Origin of the sequence: Priestia filamentosa, from assembly GCF_900177535.1 — a bacterium.
Classification (GTDB): Bacteria; Bacillota; Bacilli; order Bacillales; family Bacillaceae_H; genus Bacillus_I; species Bacillus_I filamentosa.
The window spans coordinates 1-3,172 of record NZ_FXAJ01000027.1; the positions used below are offsets into that span (position 1 = coordinate 1).

Annotated in this window: 3 protein-coding genes; 2 read left to right on the forward strand and 1 reads right to left on the reverse strand. The window is 35.7% G+C overall.

The window, feature by feature from the left end; translation table 11 throughout:
• On the forward strand, nucleotides 1-228 hold a 228-nt coding region (locus B9N79_RS25685; protein WP_205635686.1), incomplete at its 5' end, for a manganese catalase family protein.
• 328 nt (nucleotides 229-556) lie between these two features.
• Here the strand turns inward: B9N79_RS25685 and B9N79_RS25690 are convergent.
• The gene (locus tag B9N79_RS25690; RefSeq protein WP_085119477.1) at nucleotides 557-1,231 is read right to left on the reverse strand and encodes a hypothetical protein; all 675 of its coding nucleotides are present in this window, start codon (nucleotides 1,229-1,231) and stop codon (nucleotides 557-559) included.
• A gap of 916 nt (nucleotides 1,232-2,147) precedes the next feature.
• Here B9N79_RS25690 and B9N79_RS25695 point away from each other — a divergent pair.
• Nucleotides 2,148-3,172 (forward strand): BCCT family transporter (locus B9N79_RS25695; protein ID WP_085119480.1); only part of this gene is annotated, 1,025 nt, incomplete at its 3' end.

The window sequence follows — 3,172 nt, forward strand, 5'->3', positions numbered from 1 at the left end:
AGCACCTTTAATCGAGAGTATGAGAAGTCAGATGTAGCCTATACCTTTATGAGTTGTTCAGAAGGAACAGAAAGTGAGCAGGGACGATGGGCTTCAGGACCATCTATGGATGGGTTAAGTGAGTTTAAATATGAGGCAAAACCCGTAGCAACAGGACAGGCTCCTCATTTAAACCCAGCTCCAGGCTATATTCATGGTACGCCGTTATCAGATAAGGAAACGAAATAGTCATAAAGCAATAAAGAGAAAATCTCACAACTAGTTTTCTCTTTATTGCTTTATGCGAAAAGGCCTATCGATGAGTCTTTTTCATTTTAAATCTAATCATGACTATCAAATGAATAATACGTGATAGATGAGACAAAATAATCAAGATGCAACAAAGCACCCCCATAATGTTGAATAATTGTAATAGAGAAACCTACTGATTTGCTGCTCAGTAGGTTTTTTCTATCGCGTACTTGTATAGAATATACAAAGTTAATTCACCTAATATCTCATCTTGTATTAGACATGAATAATCCATTAGAATCTTGTTATTTATCACATACTTCCCCTATACTCCGTCCTCTAAGAGGCTATATTGAAACTCCCATATCTCACTATCATTTAACTCACTCAACGAGAGTTCTAAATGGTTACCCAAAATGATCGTTTCCCCATTGATGGCAACGACCATCACCTCAATAGAAGGATTGCCACCTCGTTTTTTATATACATCACCAATATTCGGCATCTCACCTTGGGTACTCTTTGCAGGTTGATCAAAATCGTCGCCCATTAAATCATTATCTGCCATCTGTCCATCTAAACAATCTATAGGTTGACTATCAGGGGCACGGCCCGGAACCATTAGTAAATATTCGTTATGTTTGACCCCATTAGACTTAGTTGTGATAACCCCTTTGGTTTCCACAGACGATACAATTTCAATTTCGTGTAATGAATAGTGATCCAAGTAATCGGGACTTGGATTCGTAATTAAGATATAGTCCCCTTCTTCAGCTTTTCGGTCTTTGTAAAGTGTATACGTCTTACAATTAAAAACAAAACTGTCAAGGTGTTTGGGTTTATATTTTTCAACTTTTGAGGCATTGGTTAAATGTTGTGTTAAATCTTTCATCTTAATAAGATGAACGGACTGTTTGTATATAGGCTTCACAGAATAGATTTTGTGTAACTCATTGTTAAAATATACAAATTGTCCTTTTCTTACTTGATACAGTTTCATGTATAACTCTCCCTTCAGGCTTTTCAACGTTTAAAAAGGTAAGCAAATTCATTAAATAATACTCGATGCCGGTTAACTTCCTCTGAAGCTATTGCAAACATTACTAGTCCTATTACTCCTCCAACATATTCTTCCTTGGTTTATAAACTCAACATAGATATAATAGGGAGACACTCATGAATGAAGGAATTCTTTTATAGGAGGATCCCTTCAATTGCAAGAACATTGCTACTACTTTTTGTATTAGTATCCATTGTAGCATTCACATTATGATTAAGTCCTATAAAACTTCCATCATTTGTTATTCTGGTACAAAGGTAAACTATAAGAGAATAAAGTGCAAATCTTGACACTCTACATATATTTTTACTCTTTAGAATGTGTAGGATATACAGCTTTAGTTACGTTAAATAAGTTAGGGCATCCTTGCCCCGTTTCCCTTAATAAACTATACTTTTAAGTCCATTTGCTGTTGTCCATGCCATTACAGTATATCCAGATGACAAGTCCTTCCTGTAAAGTTAATGTTATAATGCTAATATGTCCCTTAATACCCTCCTGAAAACATTATAATGGAGTAGCATATCCACTAAACAAAAAATAGGCAAATAAGTAACTGTTCAAAAGGTAATGAAGGATATGGATTAAATGAATCAAAAGACAACGCCTTATAGAGGTCCTTACCTAATAAATCATGTAAGTGTTTTGGTTAGCTAAGTTGGTTTAAATCTAGAATAGGAGTGAAGTAAAAAGTAAATCATTTAATTAAACTATTTTATTAACGCAATCTTTAAGGGGTAGTTATTCTTGCTTCATAAAAAGTACAGTGTCTACATTACTTGTACATCTTTTAATGTTCTCCAATTGAAGTAAAGCCCTCTGCGAATCAATCAAAGACGGGAGTTTTTAATCTAACATGAAAAAAGTTTCAGTAGTTTTTTATATTTCAGTCGCCATATTGGCTCTTCTTGTTCTTGTAGGCATTACAATGCCTGCACAACTTGAAACTGTAACAAGTAATTTGCAAGATTTTATTACAAATACATTTGGTTGGTACTATTTAATTGTCGTAACGTTCTTTGTTATTGTTTGTTTGTATTTGTTAGTAAGTCCGATTGGTCGAATTAAGCTCGGGAAACAGGAGGATAAGCCTGAGTTTTCACGCCCAACCTGGCTTGCTATGCTCTTTAGTGCAGGAATGGGAATTGGGTTAGTGTTTTATGGTACAGCTGAACCCCTTAGTCATTATGCAATCAGCTCTCCAACAGGTGAAACAGGGACAGATCAAGCCATGAAAGATGCTATGAGGTTTACCTTCTTCCATTGGGGGATCCATGCATGGGCAATATACGGAATTATTGCTCTCTCATTAGCTTACTTTACCTTTAGAAAAGGAGAGCGTAGCTTAATTAGTGCGACATTAAAGCCGGTTATCGGGAAATATGCAGATGGGGTTTTAGGGAAGATCATTGATATTATTGCCGTTATTGCAACGGTTATCGGTGTCGCTACGACTCTTGGTTTTGGCGCTGTCCAAATTAATGGAGGTTTATCTTATTTATTTGGCGTTCCTTCCAATCTTATGAGTCAATTTCTTATTGTGTTAGTTGTGACGATCTTATTTATTATTTCAGCCTTAACAGGTTTGGGAAAAGGAATCAAAATTCTTAGTAATGCTAATATGGCCATCGCATTAGTATTATTTCTACTAACGTTTATATTGGGGCCAACTCTATTTACGTTAAATTTATTTACGGATACAGTGGGCTCTTATCTACAGAACTTGATTAATATGAGCTTTCGTATAGCTCCCCTTAATGAAGAAAATCGTAACTGGATCAATGGTTGGACCATCTTTTATTGGGCATGGTGGATTGCATGGTCTCCATTTGTAGGAATCTTTATCGCTCGAGTATCTAAAGGAAGAACGATTCGAGAATT

Bases quoted from the DNA above. Each gene is read 5' to 3' on its own strand.
- B9N79_RS25690 (WP_085119477.1), bottom strand. From the start codon at position 1,231: ATGAAACTGTATCAAGTAAGAAAAGGACAATTTGTATATTTTAACAAT.